Here is a 17,546-nt window from a genome sequence, read left to right as displayed (position 1 = left end):
CCCGCGTGTTCTCCCTGTTCCCTTCTGCGCCCTCCCCCCGTGCGGCCCGCCCCGCCATAGTTGCCCCGTCCACGATCGGGGGAGGTCCACGGTGGGGAAACGACCGGACGCGGAGCGACCCGGGGTCTCCGAGTCGGAGCAGCTGCTCTTCGGCGGGCCCCTGCGGTACGACATGGGGTGGAACACCCATGCCGACGCGTTTCTGGAGCTGGGCTTCCGGGCCATGGTGGTGCGGCTGCCCGCTCTGCTGTCGGCCAGTTTCCGCCTGGCCTGGCAGGCCGACCGGCCGGCCGCCCGGATCGTGCTGGTCGCCGAGGTCGGCCGGGGCCTCGCGCAGGCGGTGAGCCTGCTCGCCGTCAACAGTGTGCTGGGGCGCCTGATGGGCGGGGGCGCGCTGGAGGACCGGCTGCGGGGAGCCGTGCCCGCGCTGGTGACGATGGCCGCCGTCATGCTCGTAGGGGCGCTGCTGCGGGCGGCGTCGACATACGCCACGGGACGCCTCGAACCCAAGGTGGAGCGGGTGGCCACCGAGCGGTATCTGGAGCGGGCGGCCACCGTGGAGCTGGCCGCGATCGAGGACCACGCCTTCCACAAGCTGCTGGACACCGCCCAGTACGGAGCCTCCTCGGCCCGCCGGATGATCTCGTTCGCCACCCGGGTGGTGAACGCGATGATCTCGCTGATCACGGCGGCGGGCGTGCTGACCGTGCTGCACCCGGCGCTGCTGCCGCTGCTGGTCACGATGACGATCCCGAGCGGATGGGGCGCGCTGACGATCGCGCGCCGCCAGTACGAGTCCTTCCACACCTGGGTGCAGCACGCGCGGGCGGGCCGGCTGCTCGGCGCGCTGCTGATCGAGCCTGAGGCGGCGCCGGAGATCAGGGTCCACGGGGTGGGCCCGTTCCTGCTCAGGCACTACCGCGCCATGGCGGAGACGGCGGAGGCGGAACAGGCCCGGCTGGCCCGGCTGGCGGCCCGCACCGGGCTGATCGCGGCCACCTGGACGGGCCTCGCGACCGTGGCGACGTACGCGACACTCGGCGCACTGCTGCTGGGGGGCGCGATGGCGCTGTCGGTGGCCGGCACGGCCGTGATCGCCGTGCGCACGGGCTCGCAGAGCCTGAACACCCTGGTCGTCGAGATGAACGCGTTGCACGAGGAGGCCCTGTTCGTGGGCGACCTCCAGCGGCTCTACCGGGAGGCGGCCCAGTGGGCGATCCCGGAGGGCGGGGCCGCGCTGCCCGACGATCCGGGTGAGATCCGCTTCGAGAACGTCAGCTTCACCTACCCGGGTGACGCGACCCGGCCCGCGCTCGACGACGTGACGCTCAGCCTGCCGCTCGGCAGGATCGTCGCGCTGGTCGGGGAGAACGGCTCCGGGAAGACCACCCTGGTGAAGCTGCTCGCCGGTCTCTACACCCCCGACGGGGGCCGGATCCTGTGGGACGAGGTGGACGCGGCGCACGCGGACCGGCGGCTGCTGGCCGAGCGGGTGGCGATGGTCGCCCAGGACTTCAAGCGGTGGCCGTTCACCGCCCGCGTCAATGTGGCGGTGGGCCGCTCCTCGGCACCGCTGACCGACGAGCGGGTGTCCGGCGCGGTCGCGGAGGCCGGCGCCGGGGAGGTGCTGGCCGATCTGCCGCGCGGCCTGGACACGCTGCTGGCCCGCAACTTCAGCGGCGGCCACGAGCTGTCCGGCGGCCAGTGGCAGCGGCTCGGCATCGCCCGGGCCGCCTACCGCAGGGGCCGCATCCTGATCGTGGACGAGCCGACGGCCGCCCTGGACGCCCGGGCCGAGCTGGAGGTCTTCGAGAAGATCCGCGCCCTGGCCGGCACCGGCCAGACGGTCATCCTGATCACCCACCGGCTGGCGTCCGTACGCCACGCGGATCTGGTGCACGTGCTGGAGCAGGGCCGGCTCGTGGAGTCGGGCACGCCCGACGAGCTCCTGGCCTCCGGCGGTGTCTACGCGGAGCTGTACTCGCTCCAGGCCGAGCAGTTCACGGCAAGGGTGCCCGCCAAGGAGGCGGGCTGACCTCATGCGACGGCGTCGGCCGCTGCCTCTCCACTGCGGACGATCACCAGGAACGTGTCCGACGCGAGGTCCATGACGACCTCCGCCTGCAGTCCCTCAAGACGCCTCGCCTGCGCGAACTCCTCCGCCGGCCACGATCCGCGCGGCCCGCCAGCGGGAAAGCGTTCGAGCACTGTTCGCCCGTTCACCACCCTGCACCTCCAGAAAGCGTGTGCTCACCCGTAGGAGCACTTGTAGGAGTTAACGCCTTCCGGGGCCGGAAAGCCTCGGTGAGTTGCCGTACTGAGACGTAGTTGACACGAGTTCAGCGCGAAGCGTGAGAGTTTGATTACTCAGCGGTTACTTCGGTTGCTCTCTGTGTCAGTCCTCGTACTCATCGTGATACCTGATGCGTGCACTGCCCGCAGGCGCCCCAAGAGCCGACGCACGCCCCTTGGGTTCCTCCCACTCCTCCTGCCGGCCCAGTGCGGTGAGGTCGAGGAAGCTGGTGGTCGAGCCGAGTCCATCGAGGCCGCGCTCATAGGCCGAGTAGGTGTGGAAGACCCGGTCGCGGTCGCGCAGGAAGCAGCTGACGCCGGGCCGCTCCGTCCACTCCCCCTCGTGTTCCAGGGTGACCTCGAAGTCGTGGTTGAAGTCGCCGCCGTACGACGAGTACCAGGGCACGGTCCACCCCATCCGCGCCTTGAACGGCAGGATCTTCGTGTACGGCGCTCTCGACACGGCCGCGAAGGTCGTGCCCCGTGCCTTCAGATGGGCCAGATGTCCGATCTGGTCCAGGAAGGCGGAGCAGCTGCGGCAGCCCGCGTCCCACTCCGGGGCGAACATGAAGTGGTATACGACGAGCTGGGCGCGCCCCTCGAAGAGGTCGAGCAGGGAGGCCTTGCCGTCGCCGCCCTCGAAGAGGTACTCCTGCTCCACCTCGACCATGGGCAGCCTGCGCCGCTCGGCGTTGAGGGCGTCGCGCGCCCGCGTGGCCGCCTTCTCCCTGAGCAGCAGCTCCGCGCGCGCGGCGCGCCATTCGTCCCGCGAGACGATCTCCGGTAGCGCCATGGGGTCCCTCCTGTGCAACGGTCCGTCCGGGGTGGTGACCGTGGGGAGGGGCGGAACTCATCGGTGCCGGGGAAGATTCCGGGACGATGCCTGACGGAGTCAGGTGCCGCCGTCGACGTCAGCCCGACGGGGGCGCGATCACGGACCGCCCGACTCGGTGACGCCCTGGGCGACCTGGCCGACCACGTCCGCGACTCCGTGCCCGAACGCGGTGGGAGCGATCAGGATGCCGAAGACCAGCACGATGGCCACGGTCAGCTTCTCGTCGTTGCGGCTGCGCGCCTCCGTTCGCCGGCGCAGTCGCACGATGATGATGACAGCGAGCAGTACGGCGACGTCGATCGTCAGTTCCACCCGGCCGGCCCTCCCCGTCAGACAGGTGTGCTCCGGCTTTCATATGTAGCGTGAACCGACCTGGCACGACCGCCCGGTCACCGGCGGTTGGCGTCAAAGTGCCTCTCCGCGACCGGATTTCAGGTCTTGTAGTCCTGGATCCGCCGGCCATGACTCCGGTCGAGCAGCGCGGGCATCCGCTCCCCCAACTCCCGTACCACCGCGCCGACATCGATCGTCAGCAGCTCGCGGTCCCGCATCAGGACCCGGCCGTCGACGATCGTCGTGCGGACGTCGGAGGAGCGGGCACTGTGGACGAGGGTCGCGGCGAGATCGTGCACGGGCTGGGTGTGCGGGCCGGTGAGGTCGACCAGGATGATGTCGGCGCGGCGGCCGGGCGCGATGCTGCCGACGACGTCACCGAGTCCGACCGCGCGGGCGCTCTGGAGGCTCGCGTGGTGCAGTGCCTGACGGGATGTCAGCCAGCGGGGGTCGCCGGTGGTGGACTTCTGGATCAGCGCGGTCAGTGCCATCGACTCCCATACGTCGAGGGAGTTGTTGGAGGCGGCCCCGTCCGTGGCGAGTCCGACGGGGATGCCGATGTCGTGCAGGGCGCGGACGGGCGTGGTGGTGGGCCAGGCGAACTTGAGGTAGCCGCGCGGGGCGGTGGCAACGGCCGTACGACCGGCGGCACTTGCCAGGAGAGGCAGGTCGCGGTCGAGGATGCCGCTGCCGTGCGCGATCAGGACGTCGGTGTCGAGGATCCCGGTGCGCCGCAGCACCTCGATGGGCGTGACCCCGTGCCGGGCGAGGCTGGTCTCGGCCTGGTCGCGGTTCTCGGAGGCATGGAGGTGCACGGGGAGGCCGTGCTCCTGGGCGAGCGAGGCGGTCGCGGCGAGGTCGGTGTCGTCCACGGTGTAGGGCGCGTGCGGGGCGAGGGCCGTGGTGATGCGGCCACCGGCCGCGCCCCGGTGCCGTAGGGCGAACTCCAGGGATTCCTCCCGTCCTTGAGGCCCCTGCGAGGAGAAGTAGGCCTGGCCGAGGTGCGCCCGGATCCCGCACTCCTCGACGACCGCGGCGACGGCGTCCATCGAGAAGTAGTGGTCGGCGAAGCAGGTGACACCGCCCCGGATCATCTCGGCGCAGGCCAGCCGGGCCCCCGACTCCACATCTCTTCCGGTGAGGTTGGACTCGATCGGCCAGACGACGTCGTTGAACCACTCCTCGGTCGGCAGATCCTCGGCGACCCCGCGCAGGGCGACCATGGGCGCGTGGGTGTGGCAGTTGACGAGCCCGGGAAGGGCGATCTGCCCCCGCGCGTCGACGCGCTCCGCCGCGGGCAGTTCCTCGGCCTGCGCACTGCTGGTCACCGACTCGACGACACCGTCCCGTACGACGATCGCGGCGTCCCGCACGAACCCGACCCGTTCTTGATCGTCGTGCGTCAGCACGGTGCACCGGGTGATGATGAGACCTGCGGGAGAAGGCGTCATACAGGCACCGTACGACGCGGTCGTGCCCTCGCAGTGGGTCAACCGCGCATCCCGTCGCCGCTCTGTCGCGGCGGCGCCGGCGCAGGCACCCTGGCCTCACCACCGCTCGTCGTACGCCTTCCGGAAGGGATCCGGCATGCTCGTCGGCACCTGGAACGTGGAGAATCTGATGCTGCCGCGCAGCGGCGACGGCGCACCGAGGACCGAGGCCGAGTACGAGGCGAAAGTGGAGGCCCTGGCCTCCGTGATCACCGCGCTCGACCCAGCACTGCTGGGCGTCCAGGAGGTCAGGCAGGAGGAGACGCTCGCCGATCTGGTCAAGGCGATCGGCGGGGAGTGGCACATCGCGCTGTCCCGGTACGCGGACCACAGGGGCATCCGCGTCGGCTTCCTCAGCCGTACCCCGCTGCGGATCCGGCGCGACACCCATGTCCTCGCCGAGGGTCTGCACCCCGTGCAGGGCCACGACGGCACAAAGCCGGACCCGCACGACCGGCAGACCAGCCGCGGCTTCCTCGCGGTGGAGACCGACACCGGGGACGGACCGCTCCAGGTGGCCGTCGCCCATCTCAAATCGAAGCTGCTGTCGTATCCGGGCCCCGGGGACAAGAGCCGCTTCCAGCCGCACGACGAGGCCGAACGGGCCCGCTTCGGCGCCTACGCCCTCTACCGGCGGGCGGCCGAGGCGACGACCCTGCGCGCCGTCGCGGACTTCCTGCTCGAAGGCGCCGGAACCGAACGGGACGTGATCGTCCTCGGCGACATGAACGACGTGGTGAACGCCGCCACCACACAGATCCTGCTCGGGCCGCCCGGCTCCGAGCTCGACAAACCGCGCGCCTTCCTCGAGCCCGACCGCGGCGATCCGTTCCGGCTGTGGGACATCGCCCCGTGCATACCCGAGAAGCGCCGCTTCTCCCGCGTGAGCTTCGGCCGCGCCGAACTGATCGACCACGTCCTGGTCAGCCACCGGCTGGCCCGCCGTATCGGGGAGGCGGGGACGGGTCTGCCCGAGCAGCGGGACGACGCCCTCGAACTGCCCTCGGTGGACGAGGATCCGATGAGGCGGGTCGGGACGCCCGGCTCCGACCACGCACCGGTGTGGGTGCGCTTCACCTCCTAACCGGCAAGCGGCACTTCCGGCAGCCGGACCCCCACGCGCCCGTGTCCCTCGTCAAGTCGCCCGAGTTCGTCGAGGAGTTCACCGAGCCGCCGGACCTGCTCCGGGGCGAGCCGCCCGGAGTCGTCGAGGTGGACGGCACACGCGGTGGTGGTGTCGACGATCCGTTCGAGCACGGCGACGATCTCGTCGGCGCCCTCCGAGTGCCGGGCGAGTGCGGGGAGTTCGGCGGCGGCGAGGGCGATGGCAGTACGGGCCTCGGCGAGCGCGCGGTAGGCCTCACGGCGGAGGGTCCAGCGCAGGGCGCGGGAGTCCTCCGTGGGGGTGCCCCCGGTGGGGATGCCTCGTACGGCGGACCCGGCGGCCCGGGGAACAAGCCGCTCGGTCTCCCGCAGGACATGCGTGAGGTACGCCTCCGCCGCCCTGCCCGCCGCGGTCAGCCGGGACCGTACTGCCCCGCCCCGCTGCCCCGGCATCGGCAGGTGGCCGACGATCAGCACGATGGCGCAGGCGAGCAGGGTCTCGGTGATCCGGCTGACGGAGGCCTGCGGCTCGCCGCCCACCATCACCAGCGCCAGGACGAGAACCGTGACGACGGCCGTCTGCGCGGCGAAGTGCCGGGTGGCCACGGGGATGAGCGCCCCGCTGACGGCGACGAGCGCGACGAGTCCCTCGGGCCGCGGCAGCACCAGTGCGAACCCGGCGAAGACCAGCGCGCCGAGGACGGTCCCGGCGGCCCGGCACAGCACCCGGGAGGCGAGGGGTCCCAGGTCGGGCTTGACGAGGAAGACGGCGGTGGCGGGCAGCCAGTACCAGTGCGCGTGCTCCCCGTACCAGTGGGAGTGGTGCAGGGCCTGTGCCACGGCGGCGCTGGCCCCGAAGCAGAGGGCGACCCGCAGCCCGTACTCCCGCCCGCCGGCCCCGAAGGCTGACCGCAGCAGGTCCCGGGCGGTGCGCCGGCGCGTGTGCAGGTCCCCGCCCCGGCCCCGGTCGAACGCCTCGGCGGCCCGCAGCAGCGCGTCGTCGAGCGCCCGCAGCGCGGGCCCCGACCGGCCGGGCGCGGGCAGCGGCCCGGTGTGCGTGTTCTCCCGTACGGCGGCGGCGAGCCGCCGGGGCCCCGCGGACGCCCGCCCGGGCACCGCTTCCTCCGCCCAGGCGAGCGCGGTGGCGGCCTCGGCGAGCGGCAGCGCGGCGGCGTACTGCGCGTGCAGCCGCCGCTCGGCGGCCGAGCTGGCGTACCGCCGCAGCCGGGGCCCGGTGAGCGCGTCCTGCGCGTGATCGAGGGCGGCGGTGAGCGCGACGCGCCGCGAGGTGGCGCTCTCGGTGCCCACGGCGTCGAGAAGGGCGGCGACGGCGTCGTACACCTCGGCGACGGCCTCCCGCTCCCCGTCGAACCGGAAGTCACCGGCGAGGCCGCCGGGGGTGGGCAGCGCGAGCCGCAGCACGAGCAGCCAGCAGGCCCCGCCGAGATAGGCGACGGCCCGCAGCCACCCTTCCTCCGGCAACGGCATGCCCGCCCCGATCGCCGACGCGACGAGCAGCTGCGTGCCGGCTCCGGAGGCGACGGGCCCGACCGCGCTGACGCCACCGGCGACCAGCCCGACGAGGGTGAGGAGCACCGTGAGGCTCACGGCCCCCATGTACTCCCCCGCATACGTCCCCACGGCCATCCCGACCGCTCCGGCGAGCGCCGGCACCCCGATCCGCTTCACGGAGACCCGTCGGCTGCCGGGCCGGTCGTTGATCCCGGCCAGCATGGCGGCGATGGCGGCGACGACCCCGAGCGAGGTCTGCCCGACGAGCACCGCGGCGAGCAGGATGGGCCCGGCGGACAGGGCCCCGCGCACGACCGCGTTCCAGGGGATCGGCCCCCGCTGGGCGCGGAGGGCGTGAGCGAGCCAGGGCGGTAGGTGCATCCGTGGGGCGGGGCGGGACACAGGGCTCCTGTCGTCTGGGGGAGGCGGGGGTGTGCCTTCGGGCGACGGTGGCCGGGCGTTGGGCTGTGCTCTCCACGGTAAGTCCCGTTCCTGGACGGGCCGGGACGCTTGTGTTACCCCCGTGTGACGATGTGTGCAGGAGCCACGTTCTTTATGAACGCAACCCGGGAAGTGGACTGCCGCAGGCACTACGGCCGCTCAGCCCGCTCTGTCGAACAGCTCCCGCGTCTCCGCGACCGCGCGGACGGCCGACCCTGGTTCCGCCGTCAGGGACTCGACGATCCGGTCGACGCCCCGCAGCCCGGCCCGCTCCAGCAGCCGCTTCTCGTTCGTCACCCACTCCCCCCGCGCCGCCAGCACCGAGTGCCCCCTCTGCACGGCGGCCGTGGCGAGCGCGCCGGCGGTCTCGGTGAGGCGCCCGGCCGGGGCGTGGTTGGCGCCGGCGTAGGCGAGGGTGAGATGGGCGGTGTCGCGCCAGCGGGTGGCGGCGGCGGTGCGGAGCTTGTCCGGATAGGCCGCCGGACGCGGCAGATCACCCCTCAGCACCTGGTTGATCGCGAGCTCGGCCACGATCAGGTAGGTGGGGATCCCCGCGAGATGGAACATCAGCGGTTCGACCCGGAACCGCCCCTCCTCCGCCTCCGCCATCTCCCGTTCCACCACGTCGAGATCCCGGTAGTGGACGTCGACCCGCCGCCCGTCGATCGTCAGCCACGCGCCCCCGTTGAACACCCCGCCGCCCCAGGCGCCGATCCCGGACACCTCGCCCTGCCAGCCGACGGCACGCAGGTCCGCGGGGTCGAAGTCGCCGCGGTAGTAGATCGCCAGGTCCCAGTCGCTGTCCGGCCGTTCGGTGCCCTGCGCACGGGAGCCGCCGAGCGCCACGGCCCGGACGGCCGGGAGGGCGGCGAGGCGGTCGGCGGTGGTGTCGAGGAAGTCGGCGTCCGCGGGGGTGATCGGCATGGGCGCAGCGTACGAAGCCCGGGGGGCACCGCACCATGGAATTACGCCGTCGGCGCCCCAGGGCACAGCCTTCGGCGCCGTTGTCAGTGGCACGCGTTATCAATGAAGTCGTCCCTCAGTGTTACGACGACGGGGGATCGGCGATGACGGCGTACGAGACGGATCCGGATCCGCGACCGCACCGCACGCACCTGTCCGCCGCCGGACTGCGGTACGGCCCCGCCGACCCGTCTCCACAGTGTCGAGCGGGTCGAGGACGTGGAGCGGAGCGAGGAGTTCAGGGCCGTCGCGGCGGTGGCAGCGCGGCGGTCGGCGGCGGTGCGGGAGGCGGTGCCGCGCCGGCGGCGGGAGGTGCCGGCGCGGATCGCGGCGGAGCCGATCGAGGTGCCGGTGCTCGCCCCGGACCGGCTGACGGAGCCGGCCGTCGAGCACCGCGGGAACCGGGGTGAGCCGGCGGGGCCCTGGCTCGACCGCTGGAAGGTCGACCACCTCGTCCATCGGCCGGCCCGCTACGACGGCGTCCTCGACGAGTTGTCCGGCCGCACCGGACGCCCGGCCGCGGAACAGCTGTTGCGGCGCAGGATCCACACGGCCGTCTCCGAGGCGTACCCGGACCTTGCGCAGGAATGCGAACGCCGGTCGTGACCGTGACGGGCGAGAAGCGGTGGCGGACTGGGGCCGCGCGCGCCGTGCCCGAAATTCGGGTGCGGTCACGGCCCCCGACCCCGATGATCGGAAGTTGCCCGCCGTTCGCCACAGGAGTCCATGTGATCCAGCGTGTCACCGCCCCGGCCCTCTTCCCGCCGCCGACCTACTCCCATGCCTCCGTGGTCGAGGCCGGCACGAAACTCGCGTTCCTCGCCGGGTCCGTTCCGCTGGACGCCGAGGGGAATCTCGTCGGCGAGGGGGATCCCGCGCGGCAGGCCGAGCAGGTGATCGCGAACCTGCGGGAGCAACTGCACGCGGTCGGCAGCGACTTGGAGCACGTGCTGTCGACCGATGTGCATGTCGTGAGCAGCGAGCCCGCGGCGCTGTCCGCCGTGTGGGAGGTCGTCGAGGCGTCCGGTCTGAGCACCGGCCCGCACTCGTCGACGCTGATCGGGGTCGCCTGCCTCGGGTACACCGGCCAGCTGGTGGAGATCACGGCGACGGCAGCGGTTCCCGAGCGGCCGGCACGGTGAGCGCGGTCGCCATCCGCCGGGCCACCGCCCCCGACGCCGTTGCCACGGCCGACGTCAGACCTGGCTCGCCGAGGACACCGGGACGAACGCCACGGCTTCGACGAGGCCGAACGCACCGACGGCAGCGGCAAGGCGGCGGTCTTGAGCACGCTCAACCCGCTCCCGCCCCCCACACCCGCCTCTTCACCACCGGCTTCGCATACCCGCCCGCCCGGCTCGTGGTCAGTCCCAGCCCCACCAGCGACTCCGCCAGCTTCACCGCCGCCCCCACCCCGTCGACGACGGGGAGCCCCAGCTTCTCCGCCACCGTCCGCTGAAGGCCGGTCATCCCGGCGCACCCCAGCACCAGCACCTCGGCGCCCGCATCCCGCGCCCGCTCGGCGGCCGCAAGGAACGCCGCCTCCGTGCGGTCGGTGTCGCCCAGGTCGAGAACCCCCAGTCCGGTCCCTACGACGGCCGCGCAGTTGCGCCCCACCCCCGCCAGCTCCAGGCTGTCCTCGATCTGCCCGCAGGAGCGCTCCAGCGTGGTGACGACCCCGTAGCGCCGGCCGAGCAGACAGGCCAGATGCGCGGCGGCCTCGGTGATGTCGACCACCGGTACGTCCACCAACTCCCGGACCCCCTCCCGTCCGTGCTCGCCGAAGCCGGCCATGACGACGGCGTCGTAGGCAGGACCCTCGTACGTGCGCAGCAGGTCCAGGACGGCAGCCGCGGAGAGGTAGCTGTCGAGCCAGCCCTCGGCCGACTCGGGGCCCCACGCGGGGGTGAGTCCGAGCACGGTGGTGCCCGGGCCTGCCGCGGCCCGGGCACCTCGTACGATCTCCTCGGTCATCTCCTGCGTGGTGTTGCAGTTGGTGACGACGATCCGCACGTTTCTCAGACCTCCACGGCCTCGGGGACCTCACGAGCGGCTCGCTCGCTCCGGCACAGCAGCGCGTACAGGCCGGCCGCGAGGGCCGTGCCGATGAACCAGGAGTACGGCGCCACGTCGCTGAAGGTCTTCACCAGGGCGAGGACCCCGGCGACGGCGGCCGCGGGCAGGAACGCCCACAGGGCCTTGGGGTTGACGCCCTTGCGGTAGTAGTAGCGGGATCCGGGCTCGGCCTTGAAGAGCTCGTCGACGTCGACGCGGCCCTTCTTGACCCAGTAGTAGTCGAGCATGATCACGCCGAACAGCGGGCCGAGGAAGGCGCCGAGGCCGCCGAGGAAGTAGTTGACGACCGTGGGGTTGGAGAAGAGGTTCCACGGGGTCACGACCAGCGCGGCCACGGTGCTGATCATGCCGCCGATCTTGAAGGTGATCTTCTGCGGCCAGACGTTGGCGAGGTCGTACGCCGGTGAGACGAAGTTGGCGACGATGTTGACGCCCATGGTGGCGACGGCGAAGGTGAGCGCGCCCAGGACCATCACCCAGGTGTTGCCGACCTTGGCGACCAGCTCCGCCGGGTCGGTGATGGCCTGGCCCCAGACCTCCAGGGAGCCCGCGGTGACGATCACGGAGACGACCACGAAGGCCGTGGAGTTGATGGGCAGGCCCCAGAAGTTGCCGCGGCGCACGGTCTTGTAGTCCGGCGCGAAGCGGGAGAAGTCGCAGAAGTTGAGCATCAGTGTGCCGTAGGTGGCGAGGATCAGACCGATCGCGCCGAACCACTGCCGCCACTGCTCGCCGACCGAGACCGGGTGCGGGGTGCTGGTGAGCGAGATGCTCCAGCCGGCCTTGGCCAGCACCCAGACCGCAAGCGCGATCATGACCAGCCAGATCGCGGGACCGCAGAAGTCCTGGAACTTCCTGACCGACTCCATGCCCTGACTGATGATCAGCGCCTGGATCAGCCACAGCGACAGGAAGGAGACCCAGCCGAGCGCGTCGAGGCCGAGGAAGGAGCTGTGCGTCCAGGACTCCAGGCCCGGCCAGGCGGCCAGCAGCATCACGTTGACCGCGACGGAGGCGAGGTAGGTCTGGATGCCGTACCACATGATGGCGATCACGGCCCGGATCAGGGCCGGGATGTTGGCGCCCCACACACCGAAGCTGATGCGGCTGACGACGGGGAACGGCACGCCGTGGCGCTGGCCGATCTTCCCCATCCAGTTCATGCCGACGTAGATGAGCACGAAGCCGACGAGCAGGGAGGTGAAGACCTGCCACACGTTCATGCCGAGGACCAGCAGACCGGCCGCGAAGGTGTAGTTGCCGAGGTTGTGGACGTCGGACATCCACATGGCGAAGAGGTCGAAGACCTTCCAGTTGCGCTTGCCCGCGGGTGCCAGGTCTTCGTTGGTGAGCCGGGGATCGGGGACGAACGCTGGTGTGCCGGTGACTTCGGCACGGTCGGCGAGGGACACAGGGCCTCCAGGGACGGGAGGGACAGGAGGAGGGCGGCCGCCTGGCATCCGGTTTTGGTATACCAAACTGCCGACATGGTCCCGCCGTCAAGAGTTCCGACCGATGTCGCGTTCGTTAACGCTCCGTAAAACAGCTCCGGCGTCAGCGACGGATCCGGCGTCGGAGAAGATGGCTCCATGAGCTCCACGACGAACACCGAGCCTCTCGGGGCCGTCCGCGAACGCGTCCTGGCCACCCTCAGGCAGGAGATCATCGCGGGCGGGCTGCGCCCGGGTGACCGGCTGGTCGAGCGGGAGCTCGCCGACCGCTTCGGGGTCTCCCGGGTACCGGTCCGCGAGGCGATCCGCGCGCTGGTCGCCGAGGGCTTCGTCCACTTCGAGACGCCCCGCCGCACAGTCGTACGGCGGCTGACCCCGAACGACGTCAAGGAACTCTTCGAACTGCGCGAGGCCTTGGAGGTGTACGCCGCCGGGCTCGCCGCGGCCCGTGCGACCCCGCAGGATCTCGCCGAGGTCGAGCGGCTCCTCGGCCTCGCGGCCACCGCGACCGAGGCGGGCGACGCCGAGACCATCACCGACGTCAACAGCCGTCTGCACGACAGCATCGTGGCCATGGCCCGCAACAGCCTGCTGGTCGAGGCCCTCGAACCGGTTGCCGGACGGCTGCGCTGGATGACCCGGCGGAACGAGGAGTGGCCCCAACTCCTCGTCGAACACCGCGACTTGTACGAGGCGATCGCATCCGGCGACCCGGACCGCGCCCGCGCGCACGCCCTGGCGCATGTGCGGACCAACTACGAGTCGACGGTACGGCAGCTGTTCGGGGACACGGCCGAGATGATCTGACGCGGCCGAGACGATCTGACGAACCGCCGCTCGGCCCTGCTTGTCCATGGCCCTTTTCAGGCTGTACGGCCCTGCCCATACAGCCCCGCCGCCTCGGCCGCCGTGCGCAGGACGTCCCGCAGCATCTGGGGCGTGAGTTTGCCGGTGAAGGTGTTGCGCTGGCTGACATGGAAGCAGCCGAAGAGTTCGAGTCCGTCGAGCGGGACGCGCGCCCCGTGTCCGAAGACGGGCCGCGGCCGGGGCACGCTCCAGCCCGCCTCCGCGAACGCGGGCAGCGCGGCCTGCCAGCCGAAGGCACCGAGCACGACCACGGTCCGCAGGGTGGGCCGCAGCAGGTTCAGCTCCTGGACCAGCCAGGGCCGGCAGGTGTCGCGTTCGCCGGGGGTGGGCTTGTTGGCGGGCGGGGCGCAGTGCACGGGCGAGGTGATCCGCACACCGCGCAGTTCCAGGCCGTCGTCCGCGGTCACGGCGGTCGGCTGCGAGGCGAGCCCGACGTCATGGAGCGCCTGGTACAGCACGTCGCCGGAACGGTCACCGGTGAACATCCGCCCGGTGCGGTTCCCGCCGTGCGCGGCCGGCGCGAGCCCGACGATCAGCATCCGCGCGTCCGCGGGCCCGAAGCCGGGCACCGGCCGCCCCCAGTACGTCCAGTCGGCGAACGCGGCCCGCTTGGTCCGGGCCACCTCCTCGCGCCAGTCGACCAGCCGCGGGCAGGCACGGCAGTCCGAGATCCGTCGGTCGAGCTCGGCCATTGCGTCCACGGGTCCACGGTACGGGCAGGCCACGGGGGTGGTGGTGGTCGGGCCGTGCTGACGGGCGCCGCCAGGAAAACCCACCCGGGGTGCGCGTCCCCGGGTACTAAGGTCGGAGCCATGGCTGCGGAACATACGGACGACAACGAGACCGGTGGGGCGGATCAGGCCGGGGCGACGGCCGAGGTGACCTCCGAGGCGCCGGACCCGAAGATCGCCGCCGCCGTCGCCGCCGCGGAGGCGGCCGGGCCGCAGCACGGCGAGAGCGTGCGGACCGACAGCTGGATCTGGTCCGTGCGGCTGGTCAAGACCCGCTCCGCGGGAGCCACCGCCTGCCGGGGCGGGCATGTGCATGTGAACGGCGAGCGTGTGAAGCCCGCCCACTCCCTGCGCGTCGGCGACGAGGTGCGCGTCCGCCAGGAGGGCCGGGAGCGGATCGTCATCGTCAAGCGTCTGATCCGCAAGCGGGTCGGCGCCCCCGTGGCCGCCCAGTGCTACGTCGACAACTCTCCCCCGCCCCCGCCCCGCGCGGCCTTCGCCCCCGCCGGTGTCCGCGACCGCGGCGCCGGCCGGCCCACCAAGCGCGACCGGCGCGAACTGGAACGCCTGCGCGGCCTCGCGGAAGGAAACCGCCGCACCCGCTTCAGCGGCCCGGGCGGCTCCGGCGCCCCGGAGGGCCTCGGCGACCCCGACGCGCTGACCGGCCCCGCCGGACCCGACGCCTCCGGCACCCCCGCCGGACCCGACGCCTCCGGCACCCCCGACGACACGGGCCGGGCGCGCCGCTCGGACAGGGACCGGCGCTCCCACCGAGGCGGCCGCTGAGCCTGCCGCGAGGCCGGCCCCCTCCCCGAAGGGCAGGGCGCCGGCCTCGCCGCGGTGACATGGGCCGCTCTCCTCATGCCCGTCGTCGCAGCAGGCGCAGCAGGTCCGCGTTGTGCCGGCGCCGGGCCCAGGCGATCAGGGCGAGCGGGATGATCAGGATGAGCGGGGTCGCGGCGTTCTCCCCGTCGAAGTAGGTGAGCTGGACGACGAACGCGCCGACCATCAGCCCGCTCAGTGCCACGGCCGCCACCGACTGGAGCACCGGGACCAACAGGGCGATCCCTCCGGCCAGTTCGAGCACGCCGATGGTGTACATCCCGGCGCTGCCCCAGCCCATCTTGTCGAAGCCCTCGGCGGCCGAGGGGTGCGCGATCAGCTTGGGGAGCGCGCTCGCGATCACGTAGAAGAGGGCGAGCACGACCTGCAGGGTGCGCAGGGCGATCCGGGCCCGGCGGCCGCGGGAGGTGGAGGACTCCGCGATGACCGGGGGGCGGTGGAGGCAGCGGTGGAGGCAGCGGCGCGGGTGACGGGCGCGGTGGTCTCGGACATCGGGGTCTCCTGTGGGAAGCGGTCCGTGGTGCTGTCACAGAGGTAGACCGGCGCCCTTACCCGAACTCATCGCCGCCGCACGACCGATTTCCTCAGCCCGTCACGGCCACCGCCCCGGCTCCGCCACCGCCCGCACCCATATCCGGTCCTCCGTCAGATACCGGTCCACTCTCAACCCCGCCTCCTCCAGCGCCTCCTCGAACTGCTCCTGTGTCAGAGGCCGGACCCGGAAGGTCTGGGTCCAGGTGGCGTCCGGGAACTCGTACTCCGCGTGCACCGAGTTGACGCCCTCCGCGACCGGTTCCGAGGAGACGATCCGTACGGTGAACCCGCTGGGGTCGACCCTCACTCGCGGCAGATCGGAGTGGTAGTCCTCGCCCTCCCGCTGGATCAGCACACAGCCGCCCGGCGCCACATGCCGGGCGCAGGCGCGCAGCATCCCGCGCCGCACCTCCAGGTCGGCGTTGTGCACGAGGAACGACGCGAGCAGCACCACGTCGAACGTCTCACCCAGGTCGAGGTCCTCGATCGGGGCGCATATCGTGCGCGCGCCCCGCACGCGCTCCAGCATCTCGGCGGACTCGTCCACCGCGGTGACCGTGAACCCCCGCTCCAGCAGCGGATGCGTCATGCGCCCCACGCCGCAGCCCAGCTCCAGGACGCGTGCCCCCGCCGGTACCGCCCCGGCGATGATCTCGGGCTCCGCTCCCACGGGCAGCCGCGAGTACAGCTCGACCGCGCATCCGTCCGGGGTGATCGGCCCCGGCCCCGTCCCCTGATGTCCCGCTCGCATCCTCAGCTCCATGCCCGTCCAACGGCCCGTGTCCGCACGGCCGTTCCCGAGTCGCACAGGTTCACCCGTCCGAGCTACAGAGGAAACCAGCCGTGTCCGATGTACCAGTGCCCGCCGGACCGCAGGTGATCGCCGACGGCCCGCTCCAGCGCCGTCCGCCGCGGCAGGCTCTCCACCGCCAGGTCCGGGTCCCCGAACACGAACTGCACCGGCTCGGTGTCCTCCGGCTCCGGGTCCGCGGGGGCCGACCGGAAGCGCTCCTGGAACCGGACGATGTTGGAGTCCGCGGGCAGGTACTGCTTCAACTGCGGGTCCAGCAGCCAGGAATGGCACAGCGCGGCAGCGTACGGCTCCTCCGGGAAGTGCCGGGCGAAGAACTCGGCGGCCAGGGCGAGGGAGCGCTCGCAGGCCTCCGGTGACAGCGGGCCGAGGAAGTCGGGGATGTGCAGGCTCAGACAGGGCGTGCCGGGAGCGACGTCCAGCCCGGCCGCCTTGAGCGTCCGGCTGTTCCACGGCCCGTACCGGGTCCGCTCGAACTGCAGTCGCCCCAGCTGGTACAGCTCGCCGCGCGAGTGCCGGGTCAGCCAGCGCGGGGACTGCACGCCCGCCCGGCCGTACCGCCTGCGGTGCACGGCCATGTTCCGCCCGAGGTCGGCGAGGGTGCGCCGGGACACCTCGTCCGGGATGCCGCGCGAGCGGTGGTACGCGCGCGTGTGGGGCAGCGCCGCCACGAACACGTAGACGGGGAAGCAGCGTTGGAGGGCACCGGCCGGCCAGTCGAGCTCGGGCAGGACGACCGGGTCGTCGGCCCTTCCGATGTCCCGGACGAGTTCGTCGACGGAGTGTTCCAGAAAGCGCCGTAGCTCAGGGTCGTCCATGACCCGTCGGCCCATCCGTACCAGTTCGTTGACGTCCTCATGCGGTACGGCGAGTTCCACCAGTACCTCGGCCAGTTCGTCGGCGTCCGGAAGCACGCGGTGACCCCCTGTTCGGCCCTTTGGTCAACGTCCGTTCCGAAGAGTACGTTGCAAGGGAGGGGTGGTGATCCCGATGCGTACAGGCAGTGAGCCGATGACAGCGCGCAGTGCGCTGCGGGCGCGGTTCTGGCTGAGCGTGTGGGGGCTGGTGTGGGCGATCTTCGGCACGGCCGCGTTCGCGCTGGCCGGCCGTCCCGGGTGGGCCATCGCCTGCGGGGTGCTGTGGCTGGTGATCACCGTCGACACGACGGTGATCCTGCGGCACATCCGCCAGGGCCCGCACTACCAGCCGGGCCCCGACATCCCGCCGTACCGGCCGCCGGAGAACCGGCCCCGGTAGCCGCAG

Annotated in this window: 18 protein-coding genes and 1 pseudogene; 7 read left to right on the top strand and 12 right to left on the bottom strand. The window is 72.2% G+C overall.

Features of this window, described 5'->3' with window-relative positions; genetic code table 11:
- Positions 1-172: 172 nt before the first annotated feature.
- Positions 173-2,035: an ABC transporter ATP-binding protein gene (locus tag ACFYZ8_RS27765; RefSeq protein WP_388538086.1), complete on the top strand. Its 1,863-nt coding sequence runs from the start codon at positions 173-175 to the stop codon at positions 2,033-2,035.
- Positions 2,036-2,037: 2 nt separating this feature from the next.
- Here the strand turns inward: ACFYZ8_RS27765 and ACFYZ8_RS27760 are convergent, their stop codons facing one another.
- From ACFYZ8_RS27760 to ACFYZ8_RS27745, 4 genes are all read right to left on the bottom strand, one after another.
- Positions 2,038-2,223, bottom strand: coding sequence for a hypothetical protein (locus ACFYZ8_RS27760; protein WP_359029574.1), 186 nt, complete (start codon positions 2,221-2,223; stop codon positions 2,038-2,040).
- A 172-nt stretch (positions 2,224-2,395) separates the two neighbouring features.
- Positions 2,396-3,085 carry a DUF899 domain-containing protein gene (locus ACFYZ8_RS27755; protein ID WP_388537798.1) on the bottom strand — a complete coding sequence of 230 codons (690 nt, stop codon included), beginning with the start codon at positions 3,083-3,085 and terminating at the stop codon, positions 2,396-2,398.
- Between the two features lie 138 nt (positions 3,086-3,223).
- Positions 3,224-3,439 carry a hypothetical protein gene (locus ACFYZ8_RS27750; protein ID WP_388537797.1) on the bottom strand — a complete coding sequence of 72 codons (216 nt, stop codon included), beginning with the start codon at positions 3,437-3,439 and terminating at the stop codon, positions 3,224-3,226.
- Between the two features lie 119 nt (positions 3,440-3,558).
- Positions 3,559-4,911 carry an amidohydrolase gene (locus tag ACFYZ8_RS27745; RefSeq protein WP_388537795.1) on the bottom strand — a complete coding sequence of 451 codons (1,353 nt, stop codon included), beginning with the start codon at positions 4,909-4,911 and terminating at the stop codon, positions 3,559-3,561.
- A 136-nt stretch (positions 4,912-5,047) separates the two neighbouring features.
- On the opposite strand from ACFYZ8_RS27745, the gene ACFYZ8_RS27740 reads away from it, so the two are divergent.
- Positions 5,048-6,034: an endonuclease/exonuclease/phosphatase family protein gene (locus tag ACFYZ8_RS27740; RefSeq protein WP_388537793.1), complete on the top strand. Its 987-nt coding sequence runs from the start codon at positions 5,048-5,050 to the stop codon at positions 6,032-6,034.
- Here the strand turns inward: ACFYZ8_RS27740 and ACFYZ8_RS27735 are convergent.
- Both ACFYZ8_RS27735 and ACFYZ8_RS27730 read right to left on the bottom strand, forming a co-directional pair.
- The gene (locus ACFYZ8_RS27735; RefSeq protein ID WP_388538084.1) at positions 6,031-7,947 is read right to left on the bottom strand and encodes an FUSC family protein; all 1,917 of its coding nucleotides are present in this window, start codon (positions 7,945-7,947) and stop codon (positions 6,031-6,033) included. The two genes, ACFYZ8_RS27740 and ACFYZ8_RS27735, sit on opposite strands and share 4 nt — an antisense overlap.
- Positions 7,948-8,166: 219 nt before the next feature.
- Positions 8,167-8,931, bottom strand: a complete 765-nt coding sequence (locus ACFYZ8_RS27730) for a nucleotidyltransferase domain-containing protein (protein ID WP_359029568.1) — start codon at positions 8,929-8,931, stop codon at positions 8,167-8,169.
- A gap of 258 nt (positions 8,932-9,189) precedes the next feature.
- On the opposite strand from ACFYZ8_RS27730, the gene ACFYZ8_RS27725 reads away from it, so the two are divergent.
- Positions 9,190-9,576, top strand: a complete 387-nt coding sequence (locus tag ACFYZ8_RS27725) for a hypothetical protein (RefSeq protein WP_388537792.1) — start codon at positions 9,190-9,192, stop codon at positions 9,574-9,576.
- 122 nt (positions 9,577-9,698) lie between these two features.
- Positions 9,699-10,112, top strand: coding sequence for a RidA family protein (locus ACFYZ8_RS27720; protein WP_388537790.1), 414 nt, complete (start codon positions 9,699-9,701; stop codon positions 10,110-10,112).
- A gap of 151 nt (positions 10,113-10,263) precedes the next feature.
- Here ACFYZ8_RS27720 and ACFYZ8_RS27715 read toward each other — a convergent pair whose 3' ends face one another.
- The gene (locus ACFYZ8_RS27715) at positions 10,264-10,983 is read right to left on the bottom strand and encodes an aspartate/glutamate racemase family protein (RefSeq protein WP_359029565.1); all 720 of its coding nucleotides are present in this window, start codon (positions 10,981-10,983) and stop codon (positions 10,264-10,266) included.
- A 5-nt stretch (positions 10,984-10,988) separates the two neighbouring features.
- Positions 10,989-12,458 (bottom strand): NCS1 family nucleobase:cation symporter-1, encoded by a 1,470-nt coding sequence (locus tag ACFYZ8_RS27710; RefSeq protein WP_359029563.1) that lies wholly within the window; start codon positions 12,456-12,458, stop codon positions 10,989-10,991.
- 177 nt (positions 12,459-12,635) lie between these two features.
- On the opposite strand from ACFYZ8_RS27710, the gene ACFYZ8_RS27705 reads away from it, so the two are divergent.
- The gene (locus ACFYZ8_RS27705; RefSeq protein ID WP_388537789.1) at positions 12,636-13,304 is read left to right on the top strand and encodes a GntR family transcriptional regulator; all 669 of its coding nucleotides are present in this window, start codon (positions 12,636-12,638) and stop codon (positions 13,302-13,304) included.
- A 56-nt stretch (positions 13,305-13,360) separates the two neighbouring features.
- Here ACFYZ8_RS27705 and ACFYZ8_RS27700 read toward each other — a convergent pair whose 3' ends face one another.
- Entirely contained in the window at positions 13,361-14,056 is a 696-nt protein-coding gene (locus tag ACFYZ8_RS27700; RefSeq protein WP_388538082.1) for a uracil-DNA glycosylase, read from the bottom strand.
- A gap of 120 nt (positions 14,057-14,176) precedes the next feature.
- On the opposite strand from ACFYZ8_RS27700, the gene ACFYZ8_RS27695 reads away from it, so the two are divergent.
- Positions 14,177-14,881 carry an RNA-binding S4 domain-containing protein gene (locus tag ACFYZ8_RS27695; protein ID WP_388537787.1) on the top strand — a complete coding sequence of 235 codons (705 nt, stop codon included), beginning with the start codon at positions 14,177-14,179 and terminating at the stop codon, positions 14,879-14,881.
- Between the two features lie 73 nt (positions 14,882-14,954).
- Here ACFYZ8_RS27695 and ACFYZ8_RS27690 read toward each other — a convergent pair.
- The 3 genes and pseudogenes from ACFYZ8_RS27690 to ACFYZ8_RS27680 form a co-directional block, all read right to left on the bottom strand.
- Positions 14,955-15,430, bottom strand: a pseudogene (locus ACFYZ8_RS27690) (DoxX family protein).
- A gap of 100 nt (positions 15,431-15,530) precedes the next feature.
- Entirely contained in the window at positions 15,531-16,223 is a 693-nt protein-coding gene (locus ACFYZ8_RS27685) for a class I SAM-dependent methyltransferase (protein ID WP_388537785.1), read from the bottom strand.
- A gap of 74 nt (positions 16,224-16,297) precedes the next feature.
- Entirely contained in the window at positions 16,298-17,197 is a 900-nt protein-coding gene (locus tag ACFYZ8_RS27680) for an acyltransferase domain-containing protein (RefSeq protein WP_388537783.1), read from the bottom strand.
- Between the two features lie 76 nt (positions 17,198-17,273).
- On the opposite strand from ACFYZ8_RS27680, the gene ACFYZ8_RS27675 reads away from it, so the two are divergent.
- Positions 17,274-17,540, top strand: a complete 267-nt coding sequence (locus ACFYZ8_RS27675; protein ID WP_359029556.1) for a DUF6343 family protein — start codon at positions 17,274-17,276, stop codon at positions 17,538-17,540.
- The last annotated feature ends 6 nt before the right edge of the window (positions 17,541-17,546 follow it).

The organism is Streptomyces sp. NPDC001668, from assembly GCF_042893155.1.
GTDB lineage: Bacteria > Actinomycetota > Actinomycetes > Streptomycetales > Streptomycetaceae > Streptomyces.
This window is presented reverse-complemented; position numbering and strand designations above follow the sequence as displayed.